The organism is Arthrobacter sp. TJ-58, from assembly GCF_058269295.1.
In genome coordinates, this window is the sequence record NZ_JBZCNM010000003.1 from 429,272 (window position 1) to 451,994 (window position 22,723).

Below are 22,723 nucleotides of genomic sequence, written 5' to 3' on the forward strand. Positions count from 1 at the left end.
GGGAAGGGCGGGAGGCCGGAGTCAGGGGCCTTCCGCCCTTCCTTTTGTACGTCTTTTCCTTTGGGTACTTCTGTCTGTTCTGCACGGCTGCCGGAGGATCAACCTCTCGTCGCCGTCGCCGTCGCCGTCGCCGCCGCCGTCGTCGTCGTCGCCGCCGTCGTCGTCGAGTGTCGAGATAGTGACGCATAGGAACATCCATTGCTGCGCTCATGCCGCTTTGACGAGCGCATTCTGGCAGGAGCTCTACACTCGGCGGGGGTCAGCGGGGGTAGGCCGCAGGAGCTCTACACTCGGCGCAGACTTTTTTCCGGAGCCTCACCCCCGGCACAGAACCGCCGCCCGTCATGAGACGGGCGGCGGTTCTGTCGAGCTGGGCTTCCGGAGATGGGTCAGGGAGCCGGGCTTACCCGGTCCCACAGGTCGCATCCGTGTTCCGCATCGATTGTCGAGTGGCTGACAACCTGGGCGCTGGGAGCGGCGAACTGCAGCAGGTTTCCCTGCGGGCGGTACTTGGGCCACCGCGGCGCGTACTTCACGTCGGGGCGTCCGTCCTCGGCGAAGCTGGACCAGTAGCTGATCATCTGGTCCGAGAGCTGCACCTGTTCGCTGCTGAACGGGAGAGCCGTTCCGAGATAGTCCCACAGGTAGCCAAGGTCATTGACGTGCGTGGCACCAAACGGGTAATCCGTGCCCAGGCGCCAAATAGAGGTGAACGCCGGACCGTTCTTCTCTGCGAACTCGTAGGCGTAGGTCCTGGTGTCCGCACCCAGCCGGTCCCGCAGGGTCTGGTCACGGCACGCGCGCTGGTCACTTTGGATGTCTCCCCAAGCGACGGTGGGGGAGGCATAGTTGGCGGCGGGGTACGCGGCGGCCACGGCAGCCGCATCGGCCGGATAGGTGGTGGAGATCAGGTCCGCGAGCATCTCCGCGGTGATCGGATTGTTGACGTAGTCGTAAGCGCCAAAGACGCTCTGCTGCGACTCGTCGGCTGTGCCGCCCACAATGACCGGAAGGTCGGTGAGCTTGCGGGCCTTCAGCAGTTCCAGCGGATCTTTCGGGAGAACGGCGTTTCCGTAGACGGGTCCGCTCTGCCGAGCTGCCGTCTGTGCAGCGAGTACCTCGGCAGGAGTCTTGCTCCGCAGGCAGGCCAGCTCCGTGGCCGGATCGGGGCAGCCGATCGCCGTCGCGAACGAGGCACCGGACTGGCGCGCTGCCTCCGGTGTCCGGGCCGAGCATCCGCCGCTCTGCAGGATGGCCCGGTCAAAGAGGCCCTTGGCTCCGGGCGAAGCCATCTGGGCGCAGGTGTTCGAGGCGCCCGCAGACTGACCGGCCAGGGTGACGTTTCGAGGGTCTCCGCCGAACTTTCGGATGTTCTCCCGGACCCACTTGAGCGCCGCCTGCTGGTCAAGAAGACCGAAGTTGCCGGCCGCACCGTCGGGGTTGTCAGCCTCCAGCCCGGCTGTATCCAACCAGCCCATGGCTCCGACGCGGTAGTTGATGGTGACGTAGACGGCCTCAGTCTTGGTGATGAACTTCGTGGGGTCGGTGTCACGCCCCGCGCCGGCAACGTTGCCTCCGCCGTGGTTCCACACGAACACCGGGAGCTTCTTGGAGGACGGCTCGCTGGGGCTGTAGACGTTGAGGTACAGGCAGTCCTCATTCAGGGTCGGCTGGTCATAGCCCGGGTCCCATCCGGTGCCCTGGGTGCAGGAACCGCCAAACTGCGTGGCGTCGAGCACCCCGTCCCATGGTGCGGCCGGTGCCGGAGCTTTCCAACGCAGATCCCCGACCGGGGGCGCCGCATAGGGGATGCCTTTATAGGACGTCACCATCGACGTCGCAACGCCTTTCACAGCGCCGTTGGTTGTGGACACCACAGGGTACTGGCCCCGGTATCCCGATCCGGACTGCGCATCGCCGTAGTCCGAATCCGCGTAATCCGAATCTTCGTACCCCGGCGAGTTGGCGACCGCACCTGTCACGGATGCAACGCCTGTGAAGGATAGGGCCGCGGCAATTCCAGCGGCCAGCCAGGGCCGCGTTCTTCTGCTTTTGATCATTGGAACCTCACTTATAGGCGGCAAGGCCCAAAGCGGGCACCATTGCCGTTCCTGAACTTCCGGTCCATCAGCGTTCCGGACTGCAGTTTTAGTGGTGCGAGTGAACGCTGCGTTCGCCGAGTATTGAGGGCGGATTCAGGGCGGGCAAGCGTTTTTTCGCTCGCGAGGCATGATTGCGCGATAAACAATGTGGGCGCTCGTGTTTCTCTACTAATGCCCGTCATCGGGGGCTAGAGTCCGGAAGCGGTGCCCTGAGTGTCGAGATAGTGGCGCATCGGAACATCCATTGCTGCGCTCATGCCGCTTTGAGGAGCGGATTCCGGCAGGAGCTCTACACTCGGCGGGGGGTAAGCCGCAGGAGCTCGACACTCGGCGGCCGGACAGGACTCGCTGAAGCGGCTGCACCGGCTCTCAGCCTGCAGCGGACGAGGCCCGAACCGCCCCGGCCCAGCGGGTAGTCTGGAACAAAAGCCCCGGGGTTCCTCAGTGAACTTCGGGTTATTTGCGTTGTTTCACGTCAAGGAGCCCCTCCCCATGAGCCTGAACGGACTGCGCGCCGCCCTGGCCGAAGACCCGTCCTACGCACGGGTGCGAACCCTCGCCTCGCGCACCCCCGAACGCCGCAGCGAAGACCTGCAGATCGGCGCCCCGCAGGGAATGCGGGCGGCGCTGCTGGCGGAAATGGTGGACGGGCTCGCCGAAGCAGCCAAGGACGCGGCCGACGACGGCGCCCTTGCCGACGCTGCGGCCGCACCTCCCGTGGTGCTCGCCGTGACGGCCACCGGCCGTGAGGCCGAGGACCTGGCCGCCGCGCTGCGCTCCTATCTGCCGCTGGCCGGCATCGAGGAATTCCCGTCGTGGGAAACCCTGCCGCATGAGCGCCTTTCGCCCCGCTCGGACACGGTGGGCCGGCGCCTGTCCGTCCTGCGCCGGCTGGCCCATCCCGAAGGCCATCCCATCTCCGTGATCGTGGCGCCGGTGCGCGCCGTCGTCCAGCCGCTGGTTGCCGGACTCGGTGATCTGCAGCCGGTGACGCTGAAGGTGGGGGAGGAGCGTCCGTTCAACGACGTCGTCAAGGCACTCTCCGCGGCCGCCTATGCCCGCGTGGACATGGTCTCCCACCGCGGCGAATTTGCCGTCCGCGGCGGCATTCTGGACGTCTTCCCGCCCACCGAGGACCATCCGATCCGCGTTGACTTCTTCGGCGACGAGGTGGACTCGATGCGCTCGTTCGCCGTCGCCGACCAGCGCACCCTCACCGGACCGCACATCACCCAGCCCACCGAGCTCTATGCCCCGCCCTGCCGCGAAATCCTGATCACGCCGTCGGTGATGAGCCGCGCCGCGAAGCTGCAGTCCCAGATGCCCGCCGCGGCGGACATGCTGGAAAAGATTGCCGGCGGCATCGCCGTGGAGGGCATGGAATCCCTGGCTCCGGTGCTGGTGGATGAAATGGTGCCGCTGATGGGCCAGCTGCCCACGGGCTCCCTGTCCGTGGTGATTGAACCCGAAAAGGTCCGCGCCCGCGCCCATGACCTGGCTGCCACGAACGAGGAATTCCTCGCCGCCGCCTGGGCCACAGCGTCCGACGGCGGTGCCGCACCCCTGGATCTGTCCGCCGGCATCAGCGCGGACCTGGAGGCAGCGAGCTTCCGGTCCCTGGCCGATACCCGCTCCGCAGCCCTGGCCAACTCGGTGGGCTGGTGGTCCATCACCTCCTTCAATCCGGACGATGAAACCGTCCTGGACATCGACACCCTGACCATCAACGCCCGCGAACCCCGCGGTTACCAGGGCGACGTGGCGGAAATGATGGAGTTCATCGGCTCCCGCGTCCGCGATGCCTGGCGCGTCGTCGTCGTCACCGAAGGCCCCGGCCCGGCCTCCCGCCTGGCCGAGCTGTTCCGCGACAATGACATTCCGGCCGCGCTGACCGAGTCCCTGGACACCGAGCCGGCGCCGGGCATCATCTCCATCACCACCGCCAGCGCCGGGCGCGGCTACGTCTTTGACGGGCTCAAGACCGGACTGCTGACCGAAGCGGATCTGCTGGGCCGGGCCAGCGCCTACTCCACCCGCGACATGCGCAAGATGCCCTCCAAACGGCGCAACGCCGTCGACCCCCTGCAGCTGCACGAGGGCGACTTTGTGGTGCACGAGCAGCACGGTGTGGGCCGGTTCGTGGAACTCATCCAGCGGGCCACCGGCGCCGGGCAGAACAAGACCGTGCGCGAGTACCTGGTGCTCGAATATGCTCCGGCCAAGCGCGGGGCCCCCGGGGACCGCCTGTTTGTGCCGACCGACCAGCTGGACCAGATCACCCGCTACGTGGGCGGGGAAACCCCGGTGCTGTCCAAGATGGGCGGCTCCGACTGGGCCAAGACCAAGTCCCGGGCGCGCAAGGCCGTCAAGGAAATTGCCGGCGAGCTGATCCGGCTCTACTCCGCGCGGATGGCGTCCAAGGGGCACGCGTTCGCGAAGGACACCCCGTGGCAGCGCGAGCTGGAAGAAGCCTTCCCGTACGTGGAAACCCCGGACCAGCTGACCACCATCAACGAGGTCAAAGCGGACATGGAGAAGGAAGTTCCCATGGACCGGCTGGTCTCCGGTGACGTGGGCTACGGCAAAACTGAGATTGCGGTGCGCGCCGCGTTCAAGGCCGTGCAGGACGGCAAGCAGGTGGCGGTGCTGGTGCCCACCACGCTGCTGGCCCAGCAGCACATGGAAACCTTCGGCGAACGCTTCTCCGGTTTCCCGGTGCGGGTGGAATCGCTGTCCCGTTTCCAGACCGCCAAGCAGGCCAAGGAAACCATTGAGGGCGTGAAGAATGGCTCAGTGGACGTGGTGATCGGAACGCACCGGCTGCTCTCGCAGGAAGTGCAGTTCAAGGACCTGGGCCTGGTGATTGTGGATGAGGAACAGCGCTTTGGCGTGGAGCACAAGGAAGCGCTGAAGAAGATGCGCACCAACGTGGACGTGCTGGCGATGAGTGCGACGCCGATTCCGCGCACCTTGGAAATGTCGCTGACCGGCATCCGGGAAACCTCCACGCTGGCCACCCCGCCGGAGGAGCGGCATCCGGTGCTCACCTACGTGGGCCCGTACACGGACCGGCAGGCCTCGGCCGCCATCCGGCGCGAGCTGATGCGCGAAGGCCAGGTGTTCTTTGTGCACAACCGGGTCTCCTCGATCGACCGCACCGCCGCGCACCTGCAGGAGCTGGTCCCGGAGGCGCGCATCGCCGTCGCGCACGGGCAGATGAGCGAATCCAAGCTCGAGCAGATCATCGTGGACTTCTGGGAAAAGCGCTTCGACGTGCTCGTGTGCACCACCATCATTGAAACCGGCCTGGACATCTCCAACGCCAACACCCTGATTGTGGACCGGGCGGACCACTTTGGCCTGTCCCAGCTGCACCAGCTGCGCGGACGCGTGGGCCGCGGCCGGGAACGTGCGTACGCGTACTTCCTGTATCCGTCGGAAAAGCCGCTGGGCGAGGTGGCGCTGGAACGGCTCAAGGCCGTGGCCACGCACAACGAGCTCGGCGCCGGCATGCAGCTGGCCATGAAGGACCTGGAGATCCGCGGGGCGGGCAACCTGCTCGGCGGGGAACAGTCGGGGCATATTGCCGGCGTCGGCTTTGACCTGTACATCCGGCTGGTGGGCGAGGCCGTGGCGGATTACCGCGGGGAGGCCGAGGAAAAGGCCGCCGAAATGAAGATCGAACTGCCGGTCAATGCGCACCTGCCGCACGATTACGTGCCGGGGGAGCGGCTGCGGCTCGAGGCCTACCGCAAGCTGGCCTCCGCGGTGACGTACGAGGCGATCGACGAGGTGCTGGCAGAGCTGGTGGACCGTTACGGCGAGCCGCCGCTGGCCGTGAAGAACCTGATTGATGTGGCCCGGTTCCGGGTGGGAGCGCGCGAGGCGGGCCTCACGGACGTGGCGCTGCAGGGCAACTTCATCAAGTTTGCCCCCGGAAACCTGCCCGAATCCCGCGTGATGCGCCTGCAGCGGATGTACCCCGGCGCCCAGGTGAAGCCGGCGCTGAACGCCGTGCTGGTGCCCAAGCCGAAGACCGCGCGGATTGGCGGCCGGGACCTGGTGGACGCCGAGATCCTGGCCTGGGCGCAGCAGGTGGTGGACGCGGTCTTCAAGGAGTGACCCTGCCGGACGGGGCCCGGATATGAGGGACCCCGTCCGTTAAACAGATCTGCACGCAGCCGGACCGGCTGCGTGCAGATGTTGTTTAAGGGGTGCTGCTACTTGCCTGCAGCCCGGCCCTCGGCCAGAACCTTGGCCGTGTCGGAGCGTCCCGTGACAAACGGCACAAAGTAAGCCAGCGTGCACAGACCCAGGCAGATAGCCATCGGCCAGACGTTGTCCAGGCTCAGCCAGGTCAGCGAGTACAGGCCGACGAGGAAGATCGCCAGGTAGATGATAAAGCTGACCAGGTTGCTGCCAAGGTGCCCTTCACCCGAGTGCGTGGGCTGCTTGACCCGTGTTCCTGCCATGGTTTTCTCCGTTTCACAAAGTGTTCAGTAGCCGGCGGATCAGTAGTCCGACGCGGCGTTCCCACCGTTAACAATAGCGATACCTGAGCTTGCTCCGATACGCGTGGCTCCGGCGTCGATCATAGCCTGCGCATCTTCGCGCGAGCGGACACCTCCGGATGCCTTTACTCCCAGGTCCGGTCCGACCGTCCGGCGCATGAGGGCGACGTCCTCAGCAGTGGCTCCGCCGCCGTTGAATCCGGTGGAGGTCTTTACGAAATCGGCGCCGGCTTCCACGGCTGCTTCGCAGGCGAGGACCTTCTGCTCGTCCGTGAGCAGGGAGGTCTCGATGATGACCTTGAGGATTCCTCCGCCGGTGTGGACCTCATCGGCGACGGCGGCGATGTCCCGGACCAGCGTTTCGCGGTCTCCGCGGCGGGCTGCGGCGATGTCGATGACCATATCGATCTCATCCGCGCCGTCCTGCAGTGCACCGCGGGCTTCGAAGACCTTCACCTCGGTGGTGGTGGCACCCAGGGGGAAACCGATGACCGAGCAGGTCAGCACGCCGCTGCCCTTGAGCGCATTGCGCACGGTGCCAACCCACAGGGGGTTGACGCAGACAGACTTGAATCCGTATTCGGCTGCTTCGGCGCAGACTTTCAGGATGTCTTCACGGCTCGCTTCGGGCTTGAGGAGCGTGTGGTCGATATAAGAGGCAATGGCATTAGACATGCCCTCTATCTTGCCACAGGGGTGCATTGCCGTTTTCGGTGCCGGATAAACGTATGGCCGGGAATCGTCTAACGACGACGCCCGGCCATACGGTTGCTGCCGAATTTTCCCTACAGGAAATTGACCGGAAACATCGTCTGCGGCTTTACCACGGACGGAGCGGAATTGAGCTCTGCTGCCGAAGCAGGAGCTGCGGCGCCAACAACTGCAATGCTTGCGGCAAGCAGCACAACGGATCCGAACTTCTTCATTTGGTTCCTCCAAGTAGTGGTTAATAACAACAGAGATAAGCATCGCCGATAGGACTGTAAAAAACGAGACCTCGGGGATATTATTCTGCACTTTTTTTAGACCGCACCGCAGGAAGAACAGAGCTGAGGCTGGCAGGGACCTTGCCAATGCCGATCTGGAGTAGTGTATGGGCAGAAAGAACCACCGGGGTTGAGCGCGTAGTAAGGGTGCACTGGGAATTGGACAACTCTGTCGATCAAATGTTGAACGAATACCGCGCGCGTCTGCACTGGGACCGCCGGGAATACAAGGATGCTTTGGCGCACGCTACTGAGGCCGCTTCGAAAGCCCTGGTCAAGGATGACGTCACAGGGTACTGGAGAATGACATTCCTCCTTGCGGAATGCCAGATGGAGCTGGGGTTGCTGCAGGAATTCGCGGCCAGCGCCAAGGAGCTCGCGGAAAACCCCTCGGTGCGGGATGACCCGGCGCTGATGGCCCGGGCCAAGGCGCTGTATTCCAGGGCACTGGAAACCCTGGGCCACATCAGCGAATCGCTCGTTGTGGCGCAGGAGGCCGCCGCTATCGATCTCACCGGTGTAACACTGGACGTAGTCGAAGAACTTGAAATGCTGCACGGGCTCGTTGCCGCCCTTGCGGAAAGCGACCAGGCAGGCGAGGCATGGAGCTATGCCTTAAGGATGGCCGAAATCGTCGCCTCGCAGGACGATCAGTTGATGGCGGGCAAGGCGTACTGGGCAGTTGGCAACGTTGCTTTCCTCAACGACGATCCTGAAAACGGTGTCCGTTATCATAAACTTGCTGCTGAAAATCTCGCTCCGGATAATGATGTTAATACGTGGGCGTTCTTTAACAAGGGATCAGCGCAGGCCCGTCTCACTGCAGGCATTGTGGACCAGGAAACCCTGGAATGTATTGAACGTGCCGAGCTTGCCAACTCGGTTACCGGAGGTAGTCCTCTCCTTGAACTGGAGATTTCCACTGCTCGTGCGCATTGGCTAACTGCTACGGGTGAGGCCGCGGCGGGAGCAGTAATGGCTGAGCGAATTCTTGAGCACCGGGATTTGCTGCCTGAACATACACTCGCCGAGGTTGAATACGTCGCGGCTCTTGCACTGCATGACCTCGGGCGGGATGATGAAGCCTTGGCATCAGCAGCTCATTCCGAAAAGGTCTTTATCGGGCTTGGTGCACGGCGCAGGGCGATCGAGGCCCGCGACCTTATCGAGAGCATTACCGGCACTTCAGCAACAGCCTAAGCAGTAGTCCGGGGGCAGCAAAAGCAGGGATTTGGTCTAAGCGCGGAACGGGATGCTGCGGAGTCAGTGTGCAGAAATGTCGTGACGCTTCTGGGGGGAAGCATGGCACAGCAAAGATCTACGGAATATGAAGTGGGGAGCGACTTTCCGGACGGCTCAACGTTTTTGCACACCGCAGCGATCAGCGTCCGCATGGCACCGGAAGGACATCTTGTCCTCATGCTGCCGCCCGGGGGAGTGGTCACCGGAGCAATGGCGGAGGCCGCCTCCGCAGAGCTGGCCAGGCTGGCAGGTTCACGGAAGGTTCCGCTGCTGCTGGTGCTGACCGGGGTGGAGGCTGTCACCCGGGAAGCCCGCAGCATTTTCAGCGCTGCGGGTTTTTTGGCCGCTGTTGCCGTTCTCGGCGTCACACCGGTAGACCGGGTCATCGCGAACTTCCGCCTCGGCGGAATGGCCGAACCCTGCCCCACCCGCTACTTTTCAACCGAGCAGGAGGCCCTGGCCTGGCTGAAGAGAAAGACAAACATTGCCTGTGGCTGAAGATGACCGGCTGAGCCAGGTTGTTGAAGGCATCATCCGCATGGCCTCCGGGGACCTCAACACGTACATTCCGGTGTCTCCGGCCCGGGACCAGGTGGACGCCGTGATCACGGGCATCAACCTGCTGGCCGGGGAACTCAACGAGGTCTATGCCGACTTTGAACAGCGGGTGGAGGTGCGGACCCGTGAGCTGCAGGAAGCACATCTGACCATGCAGCAGATGGCTATGGCGGACCCGCTCACCGGGGCCGGCAACCGTTCTTCCCTGCACCAGAAACTAGAAGCGGCAGTTCGCGAGCGAAAGGACGGGGAGCCCGGCCCGGCGATCCTGATGATCGACCTGGACAACTTCAAGGACATCAATGACAGCTTCGGCCACCACGCCGGGGATCTGGTGCTGATCGAAATCGCCGGCCGGCTGGTGGAGGCAGCGGGCGCCGGGACCTTCGTCGCCCGCTTGGGCGGAGATGAGTTTGCCGTGCTGCTGCCGGTGTCCACGGTGCAGCAGGCCCGGAAAGCGGCAGCAACAATTACGGAGGCCCTGAACCGGCACATCCTGGTGGATGACGTGGACCTGTGGCCGCGGGCGAGTATCGGCATTCATCTGGCCGCTCCCCTTGAGGATGCCGGCGGAATTCTGCTGCGCGCTGACACCGCAATGTATGCGGCGAAGGAAGACGTGCACCGGCGGATCAAGGTGTTTGAACCGGTGATGCTGTACAGCAGGCAGCTGCGCCGGGATATGGCGCAGGAGCTTCGCCGGGCCGTGCCCAATGGTGAATTCTTCCTGGAATACCAGCCCGTGGTGGATCTCGCGACCGGACGGATGCAGGGTGTTGAGGCCTTGGTGCGGTGGAACCACCCCACGCGCGGGCAGGTCATGCCGGATGCCTTTATCCCGTTGGCTGAGGAGACGGGGCTGATTGTCAGCATTGGCCGGTGGGTGCTGCGCGCCGCCCTGGAACACCATGCCCGCTGGCGGCCGCTCGTCCCTGCGGGGGAGAAGTTCCTCCTGCGGGTCAACCTGGCCGCAGCGGAACTTCAGAGCATGGATCTGGTGGACTTCGTCCGCGGGACCCTGCGGGAAACCGGATCGCAGGCCGGTGAACTCGTCCTGGAGATTACTGAAAGTGCCTTCATCTCCGGAGGTGACGTGGAGACCTACTCGCTGAGGTCTCTGCAGGCGCTGGGCGTGAGCCTGGCGATTGACGATTTCGGCACGGGTTATTCCTCGATCAGCTACCTGCGGCGGCTTCCCGTGGACACCGTGAAGGTGGACCGGACACTCATTGCGGACATCGACGACGACGACGGCCAGCTGCGGTTTGTCGACGCCGTGCACCACCTGATCCGCGCCGCCGGAATGGAAGCGGTCTTTGAAGGCATTGAAACCGCGGAGCAGGCCCGCCGGCTGCAGAAAATGGGCTGCTGCAGCGGGCAGGGCTATTACTTCAGCAGGCCGGTCCCGGCAGATCAGGTGACCGCCCTGCTGCGGGAGGGCCGCGCCCTGCCCGCTGCCGCCGTCGTACTTCCGAAAGCCGCCGGCGCCCTTCCCTGAAGGAACAGCCGGCGGCCCGCGAAGCTACAGCCCGAGGGCGGTCTTCACATCGGCGAGGACCGCATCCAGCCGGGCCCGTCCCTGCTCGCGCGCGGCCGGAAGGTCCGCGGCGGCGTCCACCGGCACAATCACCTCGAGGTAGCACTTGAGCTTGGGCTCGGTGCCGGAGGGCCGGATGATGACGCGGGTGTTGTCCGAGGTCAGGTAGAGCATGCCGTCGGTGGGCGGCAGGTCTGCGGTGCCCACCGCCAGGTCGACGGCGGAATCCACCGGCGAGCCGCCCAGAGACGCGGGCTTGTGCCAGCGCAGCCGGTTCATCATGGTCCCGATCAGGTCCAGGTTCTCCACCCGGATGGAGAGCTGGTCCGTCAGGTGCAGGCCGTGCTGCACCGCCAGGTCATCCAGCTCGTCAAAGAGGGTGCGCCCCTTGGCCTTCAGCGCTGCGGCCAGCTCGGCCAGCAGCAGGCCGGCGGAAATGCCGTCCTTGTCCCGCACCAGGCCCGGAGCCACGCAGTAGCCCAGCGCCTCCTCGTACCCGTAGGTCAGCTGCGGCACGCGGGAGATCCACTTGAATCCGGTAAGTGTTTCCACATGAGCAAACCCGGCGTCCTCGGCGATGCGGGCCAGCAGGCGGGAGGACACAATGGAGTTCGCGAAGACGACGCCGGAGCGCGCCTTGTCCCCGCGGACCTTCCAGTGGCCGGACTTGATGCGGCGGGTCAGGTGAGCGCCCAGCAGGGCACCAACCTCATCTCCGCGCAGCATCCGCCACTGCCCGTCGGCCGGATTCTTTGCGGCAATTGCCACGCGGTCGGCGTCGGGATCATTGGCGATCACCAGGTCTGCGTTGTGCTCGACGGCGGTTTCCAGTGCCATGTCCAGGGCGCCGGGCTCCTCGGGATTGGGGAACGCGACCGTAGGGAAGTCCGGGTCCGGCTCGGCCTGGGCAGCCACGGGGATGACGCTGTAGAAACCGCCGCCCTTCAGGGCCGCCTTCATGGTTGCGCCGCCCACGCCGTGCAGCGAGGTCAGGACAATCTTCAGGTCCCGCTCCGGATAGTGCTCCTGGGCCACCAGCCGGTCCACCACGCTGGTGTAGTCCGCGACGATGGATTCGGAGACATCGGTCCAGCCTTCGGGCGCCGTCTCGATGCTGTCCAGCGGCACGTCGTAGTTGATGCGCGAGGCAATTTCGGCGTCGTAGGGTGCAACAATCTGCGCCCCCTTGCCCGGGCCCTTCACCGTCCGTCCGCCCAGGTAAACCTTGTAGCCGTTGTCCGCTGCCGGGTTGTGGCTGGCGGTAACCATGACACCGGCGTCGGTGTCCAGGGCGCGGACCGCGTAGGCGAGCACCGGCGTCGGAAGCGTGCAGGGGAGCAGGAAGGTTTCGATCCCGGCGGCGCTGAACACGGCAGCGGTCTCCAGGGCGAAGGCATGGGAGTTGTGCCGTGCGTCGTAGCCGATCACGGCGCTGGGCGTGTACTTGTCGCCGGAAGCGTCCTGCAGGAAGGAAGCAATTCCGGCGGCGGTGCGGCGCACCACCACGCGGTTCATCCGGCGCGGCCCGGCACCGAGTGCGGCACGCAGGCCGGCGGTGCCGAACTCCAGGGTTCCGGCGAAGCGGTCTGCCAGCTCCTCGGCGGCCGCTGCCGCTGCGGGGGCATCGGTGCTCAGGGCTGCGAGCAGGGTCCGCAGCTCGGCGGCCGTGGCCTCATCGGGATCTTCATCCGCCCAGCTCTTGGCGGCGGTCACGAGCTCGGCGAGCTCAGTGGGGTTTAGCGTCATGGGGAATACCTACGGATCGGGGTAGTTCGGGATGTGCGGAAGAGGCAGCTGCGTTAGAGCTTGCCGATGATGTCTGCCAGCAGCCGGGAGATCCGGGGGCCGGCGGCTGCTCCGGATTCCAGGACCTCGGCGTGGCTGAGCGGCTCATCGCTGATGCCGGCGGCCAGGTTGGTGACCAGGGAAATGCCGAAAACCTCCATGCCGGCGTGCCGGGCGGCAATGGCCTCGAGGGCGGTGGACATGCCCACCAGATCGGCGCCGATGGTCTTGGCGTACCGGACCTCGGCCGGGGTTTCGTAATGCGGGCCGGTGAACTGGGCGTAGACGCCCTCATCCAGGGTGGGGTCCACGGTGCGGGCCAGATCCCGCAGGCGGGAGGAGTACAGGTCCGTCAGGTCCACGAACGTGGCGCCTTCGAGCGGGGAGGTTGCCGTGAGGTTCAGGTGGTCGCTGATCAGGACCGGGGTGCCGGGCTTCCAGCTGGGGTTCAAGCCGCCGCAGCCGTTGGTCAGGACCATCACCTTGGCGCCTGCAGCGGCTGCGGTGCGCACGCCGTGGACGACGGCGCGGACACCCTTGCCCTCGTAGTAATGGGTGCGGGCACCCAGGACCAGGGCGCGCTTGCCGGAGGGGGTGAGGACGGAGCGGATGGTGCCCACGTGGCCCTGCACGGCCGGGGCGGAGAAGCCGGGGATTTCGCTCGCGTCGAGGGTGGCGGTGGTTTCGCCGATCAGGTCGGCGGCCTCACCCCAGCCGCTGCCGAGGACCAGGGCAATGTCGTGGCTGGGCACGCCGGTTTTCTCGGCAATGTACGTGGCGGCCTGCTGGGCTAGTTCAAAAGGATCATTGTTCACCCGTCCAACTTACCGTGATATCTGCCACCCCCGGCAGAAGCAGCAAAGTCCCGGCGTTTGAGCGGGCGGCGGGGATGGGACAGAATGGACAACTGTGACGACCCAACTTGATTTCACTGCTCGAAAAATCGCAATCCTCGGCGGCGGCCCCGGCGGATATGAGGCTGCCATGGTAGCCGCATCCCTCGGAGCAGACGTCACCATCGTGGAACGCAACGGTTTGGGCGGCTCCGCCGTGCTGACCGACGTCGTTCCCTCCAAGACACTGATTGCAACCGCGGACGTGATGACCCGCTTCGCCTCTGCCTCCAGCCTCGGCGTGGACTTCGGCACCACCGGCCAGCCCGCGGTGGCCGATCTGAAGATGGTCAACAACCGCTTGCTGGCGCTGGCCAAGGAACAGTCCAATGACATCCGCACCACGCTGGAACGTGTGGGCGTGAAGGTCATCATCGGAGACGGCCGGCTGCTGGACAACCGCACCATCGAGGTCACCACGGACAGCGGCACCGAGACCGTGGAGGCCGAGGCCCTGCTGATTTCCGTGGGTGCCAACCCGCGCGAGCTGGAATCCTCCATGCCCGACGGCGAACGCATCTTCACCTGGAAGCAGATCTACAACCTCACGGAAATCCCCGAGCACCTGATCGTCATCGGCTCCGGTGTCACCGGGGCCGAATTTGCGTCCGCGTACAACGGCCTGGGCACTAAGGTCACGCTGATCTCCAGCCGCGACCGCGTGCTGCCCGGCGAAGACGCCGATGCCGCCGTCGTGCTGGAAGACGTCTTCCAGCACCGGGGGATGACCGTGCTGAACCGCTCCCGTGCGGAAAGCGTGAAGAACACCGGCGACGGCGTGGTGGTGCAGCTCGAGGACGGCCGGACCGTCGAGGGCAGCCACTGCCTCGTTGCTGTGGGTGCCATTCCCAACACTGCGGGCATCGGCCTGGAGGAAGCCGGCGTGACGCTCGACGAGCGCGGCCAGATCAAGGTCGACGGCGTCTCGCGCACCACGGCCTCCAACGTCTACGCCGCCGGCGACTGCACCGGAGTGTTCAACCTGGCCTCCGTGGCCGCCATGCAGGGCCGGATCGCCATTGCGCACCTGATGGGCGACGGCGTGAAGCCGCTGAAGCTCAAGAACGTCGCCTCGAACATCTTCACCTCGCCCGAGATTGCCTCCGTGGGCGTGTCCGAGCAGGACATTGCCGACGGACGCTACCAGGGCGACGTCATCAAGCTTTCCCTGCATACGAATGCCCGGGCCAAGATGATGGAGGTCAAGGAAGGCTTCGTGAAGATCATTGCGCGGAAGGGTTCCGGCACCGTGATCGGCGGCGTGGTGGTGGGTCCGCGTGCCTCCGAGCTGATCTTCCCGATCGCCATCGCCGTCACGCAGAAGCTGCACGTGGATGACCTGGCGAACACCTTCACGGTGTACCCGTCGCTGACCGGGTCCATTTCCGAGGCTGCCCGGCGCCTGCACGTGCACATGTAGCTTTTCCCAGCCGACTGAGATTGTTGAGCCCGCATCCGCGGCGGATTTGTTCCGCTGCGGGTGCGGGCTTTTTTGCGTCTCGGGTGTTCGTATTGCGGGTTATCCGCGCTGGGGGCTGTTGGGGGATCAAGTTCGGGGAGTGGGGAGCGGGGAGCGGGGAGCGGGGAGCGGGGAGCGATGGGAGCGATGGGGTGATGGGGAGTGGGTCGATGGGGCGACGATATTCCTTCGTGCAGGTAACGGGTCCATGAAAATTCTTTCGTGCACATAACGGGCCTATTTCGGGATAAATCCCCTGTTTGAGCCCGGTTGCTGTACGAAGGACTTGGGGAGGCCCTGTTTGAGCCCGGTTGCTGCACGAAGGACTTGGGGAGGCCCTGTTTGAGCCCGGGAGCTGCACGAAGGACTTGGGGAGGCCCTGTTTGAGCCCGGGAGCTGCACGAAGGATCGAAGCGGCAGCGGCAACCCAAACAGGCTCCGGCAGCTGTCGCAGATCTGGCGGGTAGGAGCACGGAGAAGTCCCCGGACGAACCCGCACCCTGTCTCGGCAGCTAGGGAAGGCCTCGCGGGTGGGCAGGGCAGGTGCCGGCCGCCGTCGTCGGGCCCTGAAAACTCCCGAAAAGAAACATAGTCCATACTGTGGACACAATGTCCGAATGGTGGGATGAAACTCTTAGCATTGTCGATAACCTCACTCCCACCTGAGAAAGACTCCTCATGTCTACTACGAATCCCTCTGCGGCGCCGGCACCTGCCAAGGCCAATACCAAGGGCCGGGTGATTGTTGCCAGCCTCGTTGGAACGTCCATTGAGTTTTACGACTTCTATGTTTATGCCACGGCTGCCGTCCTCGTCTTCCCGCGGTTGTTCTTCCCTAACGCGGAAGGCGTCACGGCACTGCTGAGCTCGTTCGCGGTTTTCGGCGTGGCTTTTGTTGCCCGTCCGCTGGGATCCATCATTTTCGGACACTTCGGGGACAAGGTGGGGCGCAAGGGGACCCTGGTGGCATCGCTGCTGACCATGGGAATTGCCACCTTCCTGATCGGCTGCCTGCCCACCGCCACGGACGGCTGGACCATCCTGGCCCCGGCCATGCTCGTGGTCCTGCGCTTTGCCCAGGGTCTGGCCCTTGGCGGGGAATGGTCCGGCGCCGCTCTGCTGGCCACGGAGAACGCCCCGGCGAACAAGCGCGCGGTGTGGGGAACCTTCCCGCAGCTTGGCGCGCCGATCGGCTTCATCCTGGCGAACAGCCTGTTCCTGCTGCTGAGCCTGCAGCTGGATGCCGACCAGTTCGACTCCTGGGGCTGGCGCGTACCGTTCCTGGCCAGCGCCGTCATGGTCATCATCGGCCTGTACGTGCGGCTGAAGCTCGTCGAGACCCCGGCGTTCCAGAAGGTGGTCGACTCCGGTGAAATCAGCAAGCTGCCGCTGAGCCGTGCCTTCAAGTACAGCTGGCGCCAGATGATCGCCGGCACGTTCATCATGCTGGCCACGTACGTGCTGTTCTACCTGATGACCACGTTCACCCTCTCCTACGGCACCGCCGCCAAGAGCGAGGACGCAGCCCGGGCCGCCGCAGAGAAGGCCGGAAAGGCCTTTGACCCGGACACTTTTACCGCCGGCCTGGGATACGCACGCAACGACTTCCTGCTCATGCTGATTGTGGGTGTGGTGTTCTTCGGAATCTTCACGCTGGTCTCCGGCCCGCTGGCCGAGAAGTTCGGCCGCCGCAAGACGCTGCTCGTGGTGACCGCCGGGATCTTCCTGTTCGGGTTCACCTTCTCGCCGCTGTTCGATGGCGGAACCGTGGGGGTCATGGCGCTGCTGATCATCGGCTTCACGCTGATGGGCCTGACCTTCGGACCGATGGGCGCCATGCTGCCGGAACTGTTCCCCACGAACGTGCGGTACACCGGCTCGGCCATTGCCTACAACGTCTCCTCGATCCTGGGTGCGGCCGTGGCTCCGTTCATCGCCGTGGCCCTGTGGCAGGCAGCGGACGGCAGCCCGTGGCTGGTGGGCGTGTACCTGTCCTCCATGGCAGTGCTCACGCTGATCGCCCTGTTCGTCACCAAGGACACCAAGAACGTGGATTACGCGAACCACTCCAGCTAAGTCCCTGAACTAACGAAAACGGCTCGGCTCCCGATCAAGGGGGCCGAGCCGTTTTTGCTGCTGCCTAAGAGCTAGTCCAGGATCGAGGCGATCACTGCACCCGCGGAGACAGTGGCGCCGGGAAGCGCGCTCAGCCCGGACACGGTGCCGGCCTTGTGCGCGGTCAGCGGCTGCTCCATCTTCATGGCTTCCAGCACGACGACGAGATCGCCCTCAGCGACTACCGAACCGTCCTGCACGGCCACCTTCACGATGGTTCCCTGCATGGGGGACGTCAGGTCCGCACCGGTGGCGGCCGGGTTCGCCCCGCCGCGGCTGCGTGAGGACTTGCGGGCCTTGCCGTTGGCACCGGCACCGCGGCCTGCTGCGCCGTTCGAACCGTTGCCGCCCAGTCCGGCAGGGAGCACGACGTCGAGCCGCTTGCCGCCGACCTCGACGGTGACGCGCTGGCGGCCGCCGTCGTCGTTCCGTGAATTCTGCTCACCGGACCAGGCCGGAATCTCGTTGACGAAGTCCGTCTCGATCCAGCGGGTGTGGACCTTGAACGGGCCTTCTTCGGGCGCGAAATCGGGATGCGACACCACCGCGGCATGGAAGGGCAGGACGGTGGGCATGCCGGTGATTTCCATTTCGGCCAGGGCACGGCGGGCGCGCTGGAGGGCCTGTTCGCGGGTGGCGCCGCTGATGATCAGCTTGGCCAGCATGGAATCGAAGTTCCCGCCGACGGTTTCACCGGCTTCGATGCCGGAGTCCACGCGGACGCCCGGGCCGGTGGGCAGCTTGAAGGTGTCCACGGTGCCGGGGGAGGGCATGAAGCTGCGGCCCGGATCCTCACCGTTCAGGCGGAATTCGAAGGCATGGCCGCGGATTTCCGGATCGCCGTAGCCGAGCTCCTCGCCCCGGGCCACGCGGAACTGCTCGCGGACCAGGTCCAGGCCGGTGACTTCCTCGGACACCGGATGCTCCACCTGCAGGCGCGTGTTGACCTCGAGGAAGGAAATAGTGCCGTCGGTGCCCACGAGGAACTCGCAGGTGCCCGCACCCTGGTAGCCGGCTTCGCGCAGGATCGCCTTTGATGCGGCGTACAGGCGCTGGTTCTGGTCCTCGGTGAGGAACGGGGCCGGAGCCTCCTCCACCAGTTTCTGGTTGCGGCGCTGCAGCGAGCAGTCGCGGGTGGAGACGACGACGACGTTGCCGTGCGCGTCGGCGAGGCACTGGGTTTCCACATGCCGCGGGGCATCCAGGAAGCGCTCGATGAAGCACTCGCCGCGGCCGAACGCAGCCGTGGCCTCGCGGACGGCCGACTCGAACATTTCGGGGATTTCAGCGCGGGTGCGGGCTACCTTGATGCCGCGCCCGCCGCCGCCGAAAGCTGCCTTGATGGCCAGCGGTAGGCCGTGGGTGTCCGCGAAGTCCAGGACTTCCTGTGCGTTCTTCACCGGATCGGCGGTGCCCGGAACCAGCGGTGCGCCAACCTTGGCTGCAATGTGGCGGGCCTGCACCTTGTCGCCGAGCTGGGAAATGGAGTAGGGGGAGGGACCGATCCAGGTCAGGCCGGCGTCGATGACGCGCTGGGCAAACTCCGCGTTCTCGGAGAGGAAGCCGTAGCCGGGGTGGATGGCGTCCGCGCCGGACTTGCGGGCGGCATCGATAATCTTGCCCATGTCCAGGTAAGACTCCGCTGCGGTGCTCCCGCCCAGGGAATACGCCTCATCGGCGAGGCGGACGTGTAGGGCGTCCCGGTCAGGATCGGCGTAGACGGCAACGGAGGCGAGGCCTTCATCGCGTGCTGCACGGATGACGCGGACGGCGATTTCACCGCGGTTGGCGATCAGGACCTTGGTGATGCTTCGGGTGTTCGGGGTACTGGTCTGCGGGCGGTCCTGGTCCTGCAGGGTCTCCTGCGCGGATCCCTCGGGGCTGCCGGCGGGTGCGGGGTTGAACTGGCTCATTGAATGCACTGGCTCCTTTTGATCTTCTCGGAGCCTAGCGCGATTTTGTGGTCTCCGGCCATAATGCGTGCTGTTTCTGCGTGGGACGCGGCGTTTCGTTGTGGAGACCCTACAACTGGACCTGCTGTCCGGACATCCCTGCACAGGTAGATGCCGGGACATGGCTGTACCCAGCGGCGCCCGCAGAAGGCCCGGAATCCGGCCGGAAATGATTCATGGAATGCATGAGACAGCCGAACGCCCTCCCTCCGCGGCTCGGGGAACAACCCTTTACCGTCGTCGAGGCTCAAGCGCTGGGGATCGGGGTTGGACGGCTCCGTGCCTCTGACCTCCGTACTCCTGGCCGTTCCATCCGGATTCCCCGCGATGCGGCGGGGAACCTGGCCAATAGCTGCCGACCGTACCTGGATCTGCTCCCGGACGCCGTCATCAGCCATTCCACTGCGGCAAGGCTTCATGGCCTGGTGTTGCCGCGGCGGCTGGCGGTGGAACCCGTGCTGCACCTGAGCCGCGGAGCTGGAAAGGGCAAGCCGAGGAGAAGGAATGTTGAAGGCCACCGGCTGGACCTGAGCTCCGAAGACCTGAGCACAGTTGCGGGCCTTGCCGTGACCGGCATAGCGCGAACCTGGCTGGATCTTGCGGGGCTGCTGTCCTCGGAAGAACTTATTGTCATGGGCGACCAGATAGTGAGCGCGCACCACCGGAGTTTCGGTCCTGCCCGGCATGCACTCGTTCCCTTGGATGACCTTCGAGCCTTTATTGGGGGCAAGAAGCGTGTCGCCCATCTCCGAAAGTGCCAATCCGCGCTGGCGCACCTTCGTGTCGGCGTGGACTCACCGCCCGAAACCCTGCTGCGGCTCATGTTGTCGAATGATCCGGAGATGCCGGAGTTTGTACCGAACTTCGCTATTTGCGACGAGCACGGAAAAGCGCAGATCTGGTCGGACCTGGGCTGCCATGAATTCCGTACCTGTCTGGAGTACGACGGTGCGCACCACCTCACCCCAGAGCAGCAGGCACGGGACCATTACCGGGACTTGAAAACGGCTGAACTCGGTTGGGTGCAAGTCAAAATCAGCAAAACGGATTTGGCCCTGGGACCGCGCGCCGTTGGAGCGAAGGTGCGCAGAGGTCTGTCCCTGGCCGGTTGGTGCCCGTCATAAGCCGGTCATTCGTCTAGGGAGCCATTCGTTGTACAGATAACGGGCTTCTGAACTCGGAATGGGGCCGTTAGCTGTACAACGGATGGGAGCGGAGCCGGAATGGGGCCGTTATCTGTACAACGGACGGCAGCGGAGCCGGTTTGGGGCCTTTATCTGTACAACGGACGGGAGCGGAGGGGGTTTACCGGTCCCAGAGGTCCGTGATCTTCACGCCGGCGCTCGCCAGAAGCTCGCGCAGCATCGAGACGGACAGGCCGACGACGGCGTGCGGGTCGCCCACAACCTTCTCGATGAACGCTCCGCCCAGGGAATCGATCGTGAAGGACCCTGCCACCTGGAGGGGCTCTCCGGTGGCGACATAGGCGTCGATTTCCTCGTCGGTGAGCTTGGCGAAGTGGACCGAGGCGGAACTGACGCCGCCCAGGGTGGCGCCCGAGCCGCCGTCGTCGTCCGTGTCGCGGCAGTCCACGAGCCAGTGTCCGGTGTGCAGCACGCCCACGTTGCCGCTCATCCGGCGGATGCGTTCGCGGGCCACTTCGGGCTCCCAGGGCTTGCCGTGTGCTTCGCCCTCGAATTCGAAGACCGAGTCGCAGCCCACCACGAGCGATCCCTCGGCCTCGGGCAGCGCAGCAACGGCTTCGGCCTTGGCGCGGGCGAGCAGCAGGGCGGTGTCGTGCGGGTCCGGGGTGCCGTAGCGGGCGGTGACGGCGTCTTCGTCGACGTCGGACACCATGACGCTGTGGGCGATGCCGGCGTTGGTCAGCAGCTTGGTGCGGGCGGGGGAAGCGGAAGCGAGGATCAGATTCAGGTCAGTCACCCCTCAAGCCTAGCCCGGCCGGCGCACAGTCCCGGAGCGCCAAGAAGGCCGCCCCGGACATCCGGAGCGGCCTTCGGTGACACAGTCAGAGCCTTAGCGGGCCCGGGCGGTCTCCGGCACCGGCACCTCAACGCGGGTGTCGATGTCCGCGGAGTCATCCGCGAACGGATCGCCGGTCCGCTTGGCGTTGTACATGGCCGCGTCCAGCAGGCCGTTGCGCTTGGCCACGATTGCCGGGACCACGGTCTGTCCGGCAACGTTCACCGCGGTGCGGCCCATGTCCAGGATCGGATCGATGGACAGCAGCAGGCCGACGCCGGCCAGCGGCAGGCCCAGGGTGGACAGCGTCAGGGTCAGCATGACGACGGCGCCGGTGGTGCCGGCGGTCGCGGCCGAACCCAGCACCGAAACCAGGGCAATCAGCAGGTAATCCGTGAAGCCGAGGTCAACGCCGAAGAACTGGGCCACGAAGATCGCGGAGACGGCCGGGTAGATCGAGGCGCAGCCGTCCATCTTGGTGGTGGCGCCCAGCGGCACGGCAAAGGAGGCGTAGGAGCGCGAGACGCCGAGGTTGCGCTCGGTGACGCGCTGGGTCAGCGGCAGGGTGCCCACCGAAGAACGGGAGACGAAGCCAAGCTGGATGGCAGGCCAGGCGCCGGAGAACCACTGGCGGACGGACAGGCCGTGGGACTTGATCAGCACCGGGTAGACCACAAACAGGACCAGGAACAGACCGATGTAGATGGTCAGGGCGAACATGCCCAGGGAGCCGATGGTGTCCCAGCCGTAGGTGGCCACGGCGGTGCCGATCAGGCCGATGGTGCCCACCGGGGCCAGGCGGATGATCCACCAGAGGACCTTCTGGATCACGGCGAGGGCCGAGGCATTCAGGGCCAGGAACGGTTCGGCCGGCTTGCCGACCTTCAGGGCCGCAATGCCGACGGCGATCGCGATCACCAGGATCTGCAGCACGTTGAAGCTCACGCTGGTGCTGACTTCACCGCTCTCCGCGACCTTGGAGCTGGCACCCAGACCCAGGAAGTTTCCCGGAACCAGGCCGGTCAGGAAGCCGACCCAGCTGCCCTGGCTGCCGGTGTAATCCTTCCCGGAAACGTCGGCGTTGCTGCCGGGCTGCAGGATGACGCCGAGCAGGATGCCGATGACCACGCTGATCAGCGCGGTGATGGCGAACCACAGCAGGGTCTGCCAGGCCAGCCGGGCGGCGTTGGACACGGCGCGCAGGTTCGCAATCGAGCTCACGACGGCGGTGAAGATCAGGGGGACGACGGCGGCCTTCAGCAGCGAGACGTAGCTCGTGCCGATGGTGCTCAGCGTGGTCGTCAGCCAGTTGGGCTCGCCGTCGCCGGCAGTGCCCATGTTCTTGGCCAGCAGGCCCAGCAGCAGGCCGGCCACCAGGGCGGCAATGATCTGCGGTCCGAAGGCGGTCATCCAGTGGGGCAGCCGTCGGCCGGCCGATGTCTTGGGGGAGGGGGTCTGTGTGGTCACCCTGAAACACTAGCGGGGGGCCATTAGCAGACTCGATTGCCCGTTGCGAAATGTTACGTCCGCCGATTGGGTGATTTCGCGCCAGCAAAAGCGAAAACCCCCGGAACATGGCGGTGAATCGCCCGTCCCGGGGGTT

At 65.2% G+C, this 22,723-nt stretch carries 17 protein-coding genes; 8 read left to right on the forward strand and 9 right to left on the reverse strand.

The genetic code is table 11. The annotated features are described in order from the left end of the window. Positions 1-60 precede the first annotated feature (60 nt). The gene (locus AC4D2W_RS12330) at positions 61-189 is read left to right on the forward strand and encodes a hypothetical protein (protein ID WP_490927195.1); all 129 of its coding nucleotides are present in this window, start codon (positions 61-63) and stop codon (positions 187-189) included. A gap of 200 nt (positions 190-389) precedes the next feature. On the opposite strand, the gene AC4D2W_RS12335 is transcribed toward AC4D2W_RS12330, so the two are convergent. Continuing rightward, positions 390-1,982, reverse strand: a complete 1,593-nt coding sequence (locus AC4D2W_RS12335; protein WP_490927196.1) for a carboxylesterase/lipase family protein — start codon at positions 1,980-1,982, stop codon at positions 390-392. A gap of 612 nt (positions 1,983-2,594) precedes the next feature. Between AC4D2W_RS12335 and mfd the strand changes: the two genes are divergently transcribed. After that, on the forward strand, positions 2,595-6,224 hold the full coding sequence (gene mfd, locus AC4D2W_RS12340; RefSeq protein ID WP_490927197.1) for a transcription-repair coupling factor: 3,630 nt from the start codon (positions 2,595-2,597) through the stop codon (positions 6,222-6,224). Positions 6,225-6,322: 98 nt separating this feature from the next. Here mfd and AC4D2W_RS12345 read toward each other — a convergent pair whose 3' ends face one another. The 3 genes from AC4D2W_RS12345 to AC4D2W_RS12355 all read right to left on the reverse strand — a co-directional run bounded on the left by AC4D2W_RS12345 (position 6,323) and on the right by AC4D2W_RS12355 (position 7,539). Continuing rightward, a complete protein-coding gene (locus tag AC4D2W_RS12345) occupies positions 6,323-6,574 on the reverse strand; it encodes a hypothetical protein (RefSeq protein WP_490927198.1) in 252 nt (83 codons plus the stop codon). Between the two features lie 39 nt (positions 6,575-6,613). Beyond that, the gene (gene deoC / locus AC4D2W_RS12350) at positions 6,614-7,288 is read right to left on the reverse strand and encodes a deoxyribose-phosphate aldolase (RefSeq protein ID WP_490927199.1); all 675 of its coding nucleotides are present in this window, start codon (positions 7,286-7,288) and stop codon (positions 6,614-6,616) included. A gap of 110 nt (positions 7,289-7,398) precedes the next feature. Further along, positions 7,399-7,539 (reverse strand): hypothetical protein, encoded by a 141-nt coding sequence (locus AC4D2W_RS12355; protein WP_490927200.1) that lies wholly within the window; start codon positions 7,537-7,539, stop codon positions 7,399-7,401. Between the two features lie 219 nt (positions 7,540-7,758). On the opposite strand from AC4D2W_RS12355, the gene AC4D2W_RS12360 reads away from it, so the two are divergent. The 3 genes from AC4D2W_RS12360 (at position 7,759) to AC4D2W_RS12370 (ending at position 10,897) form a co-directional block, all read left to right on the forward strand. Further along, on the forward strand, positions 7,759-8,799 hold the full coding sequence (locus AC4D2W_RS12360) for a hypothetical protein (RefSeq protein ID WP_490927201.1): 1,041 nt from the start codon (positions 7,759-7,761) through the stop codon (positions 8,797-8,799). Positions 8,800-8,901: 102 nt separating this feature from the next. Next, positions 8,902-9,339 (forward strand): SpoIIAA family protein, encoded by a 438-nt coding sequence (locus AC4D2W_RS12365; protein ID WP_490927202.1) that lies wholly within the window; start codon positions 8,902-8,904, stop codon positions 9,337-9,339. Further along, positions 9,332-10,897, forward strand: a complete 1,566-nt coding sequence (locus tag AC4D2W_RS12370; protein WP_490927203.1) for a putative bifunctional diguanylate cyclase/phosphodiesterase — start codon at positions 9,332-9,334, stop codon at positions 10,895-10,897. Before AC4D2W_RS12365 ends, AC4D2W_RS12370 begins: the two co-directional genes overlap by 8 nt. Positions 10,898-10,921: 24 nt before the next feature. Here AC4D2W_RS12370 and AC4D2W_RS12375 read toward each other — a convergent pair whose 3' ends face one another. Further along, complete coding sequence (locus AC4D2W_RS12375) at positions 10,922-12,682, reverse strand: phospho-sugar mutase (RefSeq protein ID WP_490927204.1); 1,761 nt, start codon at positions 12,680-12,682, stop codon at positions 10,922-10,924. A 53-nt stretch (positions 12,683-12,735) separates the two neighbouring features. Further along, entirely contained in the window at positions 12,736-13,536 is an 801-nt protein-coding gene (locus tag AC4D2W_RS12380) for a purine-nucleoside phosphorylase (protein ID WP_490927205.1), read from the reverse strand. Positions 13,537-13,630: 94 nt separating this feature from the next. Here AC4D2W_RS12380 and AC4D2W_RS12385 point away from each other — a divergent pair, with 94 nt between their 5' ends. Beyond that, positions 13,631-15,034 carry an NAD(P)H-quinone dehydrogenase gene (locus AC4D2W_RS12385; protein WP_490927206.1) on the forward strand — a complete coding sequence of 468 codons (1,404 nt, stop codon included), beginning with the start codon at positions 13,631-13,633 and terminating at the stop codon, positions 15,032-15,034. A 717-nt stretch (positions 15,035-15,751) separates the two neighbouring features. Further along, entirely contained in the window at positions 15,752-17,149 is a 1,398-nt protein-coding gene (locus AC4D2W_RS12390) for an MFS transporter (protein WP_490927207.1), read from the forward strand. Positions 17,150-17,220: 71 nt separating this feature from the next. Here the strand turns inward: AC4D2W_RS12390 and AC4D2W_RS12395 are convergent, their stop codons facing one another. Then, positions 17,221-19,101 carry an acetyl/propionyl/methylcrotonyl-CoA carboxylase subunit alpha gene (locus AC4D2W_RS12395; protein ID WP_490927208.1) on the reverse strand — a complete coding sequence of 627 codons (1,881 nt, stop codon included), beginning with the start codon at positions 19,099-19,101 and terminating at the stop codon, positions 17,221-17,223. 494 nt (positions 19,102-19,595) lie between these two features. Here AC4D2W_RS12395 and AC4D2W_RS12400 point away from each other — a divergent pair, with 494 nt between their 5' ends. Continuing rightward, complete coding sequence (locus AC4D2W_RS12400) at positions 19,596-20,264, forward strand: endonuclease domain-containing protein (protein WP_490927209.1); 669 nt, start codon at positions 19,596-19,598, stop codon at positions 20,262-20,264. A 181-nt stretch (positions 20,265-20,445) separates the two neighbouring features. Here AC4D2W_RS12400 and AC4D2W_RS12405 read toward each other — a convergent pair whose 3' ends face one another. Together AC4D2W_RS12405 and AC4D2W_RS12410 are read right to left on the reverse strand one after the other, a co-directional pair. Further along, complete coding sequence (locus tag AC4D2W_RS12405) at positions 20,446-21,081, reverse strand: Maf family protein (RefSeq protein ID WP_400926312.1); 636 nt, start codon at positions 21,079-21,081, stop codon at positions 20,446-20,448. Positions 21,082-21,174: 93 nt separating this feature from the next. Then, the gene (locus AC4D2W_RS12410) at positions 21,175-22,530 is read right to left on the reverse strand and encodes a dicarboxylate/amino acid:cation symporter (RefSeq protein WP_490927441.1); all 1,356 of its coding nucleotides are present in this window, start codon (positions 22,528-22,530) and stop codon (positions 21,175-21,177) included. Positions 22,531-22,723: the final 193 nt, after the last annotated feature.